At 55.1% G+C, this 7,625-nt stretch carries 6 protein-coding genes; all 6 read right to left on the bottom strand.

Annotation, left to right across the window (positions count from 1 at the left end; all coding sequences use genetic code 11):
- On the bottom strand, positions 1–2,319 hold a 2,319-nt coding region (locus VGN12_07600), incomplete at its 3' end, for an AMP-binding protein (protein ID HEY4309301.1).
- 77 nt (positions 2,320–2,396) lie between these two features.
- Positions 2,397–4,187: a GDSL-type esterase/lipase family protein gene (locus VGN12_07605; protein ID HEY4309302.1), complete on the bottom strand. Its 1,791-nt coding sequence runs from the start codon at positions 4,185–4,187 to the stop codon at positions 2,397–2,399.
- Positions 4,184–4,912 (bottom strand): 4'-phosphopantetheinyl transferase superfamily protein, encoded by a 729-nt coding sequence (locus VGN12_07610; protein ID HEY4309303.1) that lies wholly within the window; start codon positions 4,910–4,912, stop codon positions 4,184–4,186. Before VGN12_07610 ends, VGN12_07605 begins: the two co-directional genes overlap by 4 nt.
- 14 nt (positions 4,913–4,926) lie before the next feature.
- Complete coding sequence (locus VGN12_07615; protein ID HEY4309304.1) at positions 4,927–5,631, bottom strand: alpha/beta fold hydrolase; 705 nt, start codon at positions 5,629–5,631, stop codon at positions 4,927–4,929.
- Between the two features lie 157 nt (positions 5,632–5,788).
- Positions 5,789–6,187 (bottom strand): hypothetical protein, encoded by a 399-nt coding sequence (locus VGN12_07620; GenBank protein HEY4309305.1) that lies wholly within the window; start codon positions 6,185–6,187, stop codon positions 5,789–5,791.
- Entirely contained in the window at positions 6,168–6,863 is a 696-nt protein-coding gene (locus VGN12_07625) for a type II secretion system protein (GenBank protein ID HEY4309306.1), read from the bottom strand. The genes VGN12_07620 and VGN12_07625 overlap by 20 nt, the downstream gene beginning before the upstream one ends.
- Positions 6,864–7,625: the final 762 nt, after the last annotated feature.

Genomic DNA, 7,625 nt, shown 5'->3' on the forward strand with positions numbered 1-7,625 from the left:
CAATCCCGCACCCAGGCCGCGCCACTCCGGCGCATCCCCCACAGCGTCGCGGCCACCACGCAGCATCTGCCAGTACCCTCCAGGGCCGCGGCCACCGCCCGGAAATCGGCAACCTATCCCCACCACCGCTATCCCTTCACGGGACTCCGTTACGCGACGATCGACATGGGACTCGCTCGTGTCAGCATCCGGCACTCTCCGGGTCGTACCTCCTGCTAAAAACGAAGCCAACGACCGTATCGTCGGATAATTCCACGGTAGTGTGGACGACAATGATGTTCCGAGAAACTGCTCCAATTCGCCTATGAGCGAAACGAGTTCTCGTGAGGTCGCTCCATAGGAGGAAAATGGCGCGTTCCAATCAAGCCGCCGGGCGGCCTCACCGGTCAACCGGGACATGCGTGCGCATAACCAATCGGTTATTTCCGCGTATCCCGGTGGCATCTTACGATCGGGAGCTGATTCAGCCGGGTCCGTCACTGGCGAGCCGGATTTCGCCGTAGCGGCTTCTGGTGATGACAAGGGCGCCCGCTGCTTGGAGACGCCCATGTCGTCAAATTCATTTAACGAAACGCCCTGCCCCGACGGCGCATTCCAAATCCCTACGACACGCCACTGACCATCCAGAAACGCCTGCCGGCATGCGTATCGTTGTACCTTGAAACTTGATGTCTTAGGAATCTCACCGTGCCGAAGAAAAACGAATGTATCGAGTTGAAGGTCATGAACCTCGGCAAGCGCTGCCCGTACTGATTCGGCCACCTCCGTAAGGTCACTGCCGACTTTTTCGAACTCCGCCGCTACAACGAGCCGTTCCTCCCCACCGCGATCCACTGAAAAAGCTGCGACTGCGTCTGCCCGAATAGCGGCATGCGCTGATTGCACAGTCCACTCTATATCTTCCGGATGATGATTAGCGCCAGCTACAATCACCAAGTCTTTCAATCGCCCGGTGATGAACACTTCATCATTCAAGACAAAGCCCAGATCGCCTGTTCGCAGATAGGGTCGGGGATCGCCGACGATTCGAGCCTCGAATAATTTACTGGACTCTTCGGGACGATTCCAATAGCCCTGTGTCACCGATGGCCCCGAGACCCATACCTCACCGATTTCGTTGGCTGAACATCGCTGGCGCAAATCCAGATTTACAATGGCTATTGTGACGTGGGGCGCTGCGATTCCACAACTCACTACTCGCCGCGCAGCTCTTGATGCGCAACTTGTCAACACCACGCGACACCGCTCCATTGCGTGGGCATCCACGGTAACACAGTTCCATAGCGTTTCTCGCCTTTTGGTAGAGACCACTAGCGTTGCCTCCGCTAAACCATACGTGGGGAAGAAGGCCTCCGGTCGAAAGCCAAATGGCGCAAATTTGGCGATGAATCGCTCGGCGGTTTCGGCACGGATGGTTTCCGCACCATTGCTCGCCGTGCGCCAACTGATCAAGTTGACGTTGTCCAAATCCTGCGTCGCTATGCGACGAATGCAATACTCGTAGGCAAAATTCGGCCCTTGGCTATGCGTCACGCCGTATCGCGAAATGATCTCCAACCATCGGATCGGCCGCTTAATGAAGGCGAGTGACGACATCACATAGCATGGAATCCCTGAGTACAATGGCTGAATGAGACCATCGACCAATCCATAGTCGTGATAATATGGCATCCACGTTGCTGAGACACTGGATTCGTCATATCCCCACGCCTTCCGCAAACATTCGGAATGATGCAGGATATTATGGTGTGATACCATTACTCCTTTAGGGCTGGACGTCGAACCAGACGTGTATTGAAGGTAAGCGACCCCCCTCGGGTCAGTCGGCGGTATGCTCCATTGATCCGCCAAATGATCCGGCACATCCTCCAGATGAAAGATGTCCATCCCTCCTAGCTGTTGCAAACCGTGCTCGCTGCTCAGAGAGGACGCGGTCGAAAATGTCGAGAGAATCGCTATAGCTTGCGAGTCTCGCATAACGGCTTCGACTCTTGGCAACGCTCGCTTGACGCGAGATCCAACAGGCGCCGGGATCGGTACGGGCACCATGCCGGCATAAAGGCACCCCATGAAGGCGACCATCGCATCGAAACTGTGCGTGAACAAAAGCATGCACCGGCTTCCCAGCGCATATCGCAATCGCAGTCGAACCGCAATCGCACGAGCACGACGATCCATTTGTGCGTAGGTCAGAGAGTCCGATTCGGTGCGCCCGTCCTCCAATCGAACATATGCAATCGCGTTTGGCGTCAACGTCGCTCTTTGCTCCAGCAACTCGACGAGACTGCGGCATTCCAAAATAGATCTATTCTGATTCATTGTTTATATCAAACCACACGACCAAACGATCATTATCAATAGCGAACGAGAACGGCCAGCGACCAGGCAGTGAGATGTTATCGCCTTTTCCAGATCCCAACTTTCTGCTCAGACGCCGCGTGCTCAGCAGCCGTTAGCTCGCTGCCGTGAATTCCATTGCCGTACTTCGTAAGATACCGCGACCACCCAAAGCGAATCAACTTCATGTTCAGCATAGAGTTTTCCGCGAATACGTAGCAAAAGAGATTTCCCTCGCCATCGGCTGCACTCATGGTCGGATCATATTGCAGACGGAGTGTGCGCCCCTTCAGAACTGTTGTGGTTAGCTCCATAGACTCGCTAAAGTACGGCTCGGACTCCGATTGAGCTGTCCGGACACACAGCAGTCTTACAGTCAGCGCGCCGCCACCCTCAGCCGGACGCACGGAAATGCGGTCGGCAGTAATGACGTGATCAAGAACAAAGTTACGACCATCAACTTCAGTACGATGCTCCAATGTAAAATCGGGATGCGATCCCGGCAAGGTTGCTACGACGTGTTGGCTTTCGAGATGACGCAAAAGCTGATCAGCAATTACCCGATTGCCCTCGCTGGAGAAGTGGCAGTCATCCATAAAATACCGACCCAACAGACTCTCCGCCGACGGCTTGGTACTGGCCATAACATGCCGCATACGTGCTTTCAGCAACTCGGTGAAGGCAGGGGCGAGATCGACCACATCGACGTCGTTACCGCGCGCATGCTCCAGCAGGATGTTCTGAACTGTGCGCGTAGCCGATTCATAGATCTGAAATCTCATCGGAGCCACTACAAGAACCGGCCGCACTCCTGCCGACTTGGCTAGACGGTAAATCTCTTGCAACTGCGACAGGCAGTCGTCTAGTTTTGCTCGCAGCGCGGCGGACACGTTAACGGAAAGTAGCTCTTCGCGATCGCGCTGCCTTGCCAACTGCCCCACAGACCACTCATCCTGAGCGGGATAAAGATATTTGATCAACACGCGTCCATAGCCGGTTTCGTTCCAGAGATATCCCACCAGGCGACTGCGACTCGGGACCACCCCGCGACCGCCGTTCGGCGATGGGCATTCCCGGCCGGCAGTGAAGTCGTTCATGCAAAAGACGATCATCATTACATCTGGTTTGTAACGTAAAGATTCGCGAGCCAGTTCGACCTCCTGCCACGTCGAATACCCTGGAACTCCCATGTTCATTACATCATGCGGGCGTTTCATGACATCGGACTGGTCAAGCGCTCGCTCCAGTGTCTTTGGAAGCGTCGAAGGAAGCGACAAATTCCATCCGCACACCAGCGAGTCTCCGATCATTGCAATCCGGAGTTCATCAAGGCGTTTAGTCGCAATGAACTCCCGGTCAAAGTACCCACTTCCATTTGTGGCCAAGACCTCACCGTGTCCCCAAAATGTCCGGTGGTTCGGACGCAGCCGATAATAAAGTTGAGTATCTGGAACGACAGGCGCGACCCCAATGATAACGAGTAGCGCCCTATCGACCACGATAACCACGGCCAGTGAAATTATCACCAAAACCCCGCGGCCAGCGATAGGCCGCTTGGAGCGAAAGGCCCAGGCGCCCACAACGATCAGACCGACTCCGATCAGCGCGACACAAATTGAAGAACTCATTAATGCCTCCCGACGTTCGTTGACGTCCGTCAGAAAGCGATTCACGACCGCGGGATGAACCGCAGCACCGCCCAGGACGGCTATAGCGCCGAGCACGATGGCCAGCGATCCCCCGACGCGTCCCAGCCGCGCGACATCTGACTGTTCCTCGCCCGAAACAGCGCCCCTCTGCCGTGATGCAAGAGAAGCCGAAGATATTGGCTTATGTACGCGTTTGATCATGGCCAGCACACCTCGAGCACCTCTTCTGGACTCGCCGCAGCTGCGACTGCGCCAATATATCCAGACGCTGGCGTTAAGACGCGCATCCAGCGTGTTTCAAGCCCATGCCAGCCATCGGAGCGAATCAATGATTCTTCCTTCCACGGATCGACCAATACCTCCTTAGGTTCTGCGGAAAGGCCGGCCCCCGATAACTTAAGCGAAGCTTCCTTCAGCGTCCAGCAACGAAGAAAACCACGATCCCGCGCTTCGGCGGGCAACGACATAACGTATTCGAGTTCCCCAGCGGCCAACACCCGCGCCGCTAGAGTGGCAATATTTGAAATCGGCCGGACCTTCTCAATATCAATGCCCAGCGGCATCGTTCGCGAAAAACCAAGTGACAAGTATGAGCCGGAGTGCGAGAGATTAAAATACAGAGAATTTCCCGCGTAGTCATCTTCCTGCACTAACATTGGCTTCCCAAACCTTCCAAACGAAAACTGGACGCGCCCTGCTTCACACCCCATATAACGGCCAATCAAGATTCGTGCGAGCGAACGCCCCCAAGCAAAGCACTGCCGATCGGCGTCGAAACGATAGCCGGCCGCCCGCTGCTGTTCAGACGCAGTCAACAATTCGACCGGAAAACGAGCCGACGCCAATTGCGCCAACGACACATGCCATACATGGATATGGTCATTCCCCATTTTCGTCACATCGGGGAGCAGTTCGGGTTCGGACATACCAAGCGACTCGGCTAACACGATTCCAAACATTCCAATACCACATTCTGAAACTTAATGCTCGGCGGGATCAGGTAAAAGTGGCCGCCTGGAAAAATATGCATTGCAGTTCGCCCGATAGTCAGTTCGCGCCAACCGTCTAACTGCTTCATTGACACTGTAGGATCAGCGTTGCCGCCGAAAATTGTGAGCGGCGTATTGAGCCGATCAAGCTTGCCTGGCGCATACGCATCACAAAGGCCCATATCATCGCGCACCTGCGCGACCACCATCGCGCATAATTCCGGGTCTTTAAAAACTCCGGGAGACGTCCCGCCTAGCAGGACCAGATAGTGCATCAGCTCAGAATCGGACATTTCGCGGACTCCGCTGATAACTCGATTCTGCGGAGCGGCACGCGCCGAGACGATCAGATTCTGTGCTTTTCGTCCACGCAATTGTGATCGGCGAGCGATCTCGTACGCTAATAGCGCACCCATACTATGCCCGAAGAGGACGAAAGGTATTTTCAGCAAGGGCTCAAGTCGACCAATCGTGTGTTCGATAAGCCTCTCCCACCGCTGCTCCAATTCCTCTCGCGATTTCGCCGCCGATGTTCTGGTTTCGCGCGGCAAAGTTACGGCGCACAGGTCAGTATCCGACGGAAGCCATTGCCGCCACGACTGAAACATCGCGGCATTTCCGCCGGCACAATGAAAACAAATAATTCGTCGCTGCACAGGCTCCAAAATTATCTACAACCCAAGCCGTTGCCGGCGTTCATTACTCGCCACGGCGATCGCATCTCGCACGCATAGACAAGTCGCGGGCTCGCTGCGGACGTTTAAACAAATCCACAAAAATGTTCTCGCTGCGTCCGCGGAACGGTAGAGGCACTCACCCACAAATAATCTCACTTTTTAGATTGCACTTTTGCTTGAAGGTATGCCTCGGCTCGCTCAAGAGCGAACCATCCTCTGCATGAATCGCCCGAGCAATGTTATCCGTAGCGTTTAACATGCAAGTACGCGGAGCGCGGTGGCTTAGCTCGACACGTTCAATCTCTTCGAACAACTGCTTTGCAGACGACGGCCGATCTGCCATCAGGAAAAGATTCCCGCGGAACATGAGACTGCGAAATTTCTCCACATGATCCAGTGATGAGAACAACGATTCGGTCCGATGAATCGCCTTGAGATATGGCTTGGGATCGACTTGGATCATTCGCGCAACAAGTAGCGGTGTCTGCCAGTCATTCATGCATTTATGATCGCCATCAATCTGCTGTACAGTCATTGTACGATTGCATCCTGTTTGGGTTAAATGTCATCCGGCTTGGGTCATACTGACGAAACGCCCCAACATGACTGTCGGAGAATAAAACATTGTTGCCATCCGAATGGAGATTCAAACCGTCTGGCTCGTTGGCAAATAGCAGACAGGGCGAATTGGCGTCGTCTTTGTCACATTGATCGATTTGCGTCCATGTTCCGTATGGCGGCGGATACCAAGCTTTGCAAGTGCAATCGCCGGATATGACAAACTCCGAAGCCTTTTTGATCGACCCGAGTTTGATCGACGTTTGTCCCTGCATAGATTCCCACCGCCCTTCGATGAAGTACGTGATTACTTCAACCGGGAAGCTCGGACACTGATACAATTTAGAGTCCGGCGCGACGTAATATGGCATCAACTGTTCGGTCCACGATAATCCATCCTGGTCACCATCGACCTCGCTGTATTTGGCATCGGGATAAAAGTGAACCCCCGACCAACTTGGAAGATAACCCCGATTGGCCGACGCATACATGTGAAATGCTATTCCGAGCTGTCTCAGTTGCGAGCGACACTGAACACTCTGACTGGATCGGCGCGCTTTCGACAACGCAGGAAGTAACATGCCAACCAGAAGTGAGATGATCCCAATGACCATCAGTAATTCGATGAGGCTGAATGCCTGACGCTTGAACATGCGGCTCCTGCTGAAGTTAACGCGTTCGTTTTAGAATCTATCCGGATAACTAACCCGTCGGGAATTGGCCGTGTTTCCAGCTCTTTGAGGGTTGCACCATGGACGGACGCCGCGTTCTCCACGCCAAACGCGGTGTTGAGAAGGGAAAACACCGCGTTCGTCCATGCCGGCGCCTCAGACTGCTATCGTGCAACGCTCGAAACTATTGAATGTGCGACGCTTTCCAAGCCCACTGAAGTCGAGGGTCTCCTTGTTCAGGTACGTCCACTGGTCCAGCGCCATGCTCGTGAACTCCAGGCCGTTTTCCGCCCGGACCGTCTTCGGGGAGCCGCATTGCCTCGCGACCCGCGCCAGCACCGTAGTCACCGCGTGTCCCGTGAACCGCGATTCTACCTCCGCGGCCAAGCTCCCACAAGTAAAATTATCCACTATCGTCACACCCGGATCCACCGGCCGTCGGACAACTGGTCCGACATGAAGTCCATCGACCAGCGCTCATTTGCCGCGACAGCAGGAACACGCTCCTGGCGGTTCTTCGCCGACACCCGGCGACGCTGCCGCTTCGTCCTCACATCAGCCCTTCCTGCCGGTAAATCCGGTCACCCCTCCCAGTCCAGCAGCACGTGCAGCCGGCGGTACCCGTAACGCACCCGGCTCGCCGCCAGGTCCTTCAACCTGATCCGCAACGCGTCCTGCGGATCCTTCACCGACTCGTACCGCATGATCCGCGGCCAGATGCCCACCAACGCGCAGGCCCGTCGT

Source organism: Pirellulales bacterium (assembly GCA_036499395.1).
Taxonomy (GTDB): Bacteria; Planctomycetota; Planctomycetia; order Pirellulales; family JACPPG01; genus JACPPG01.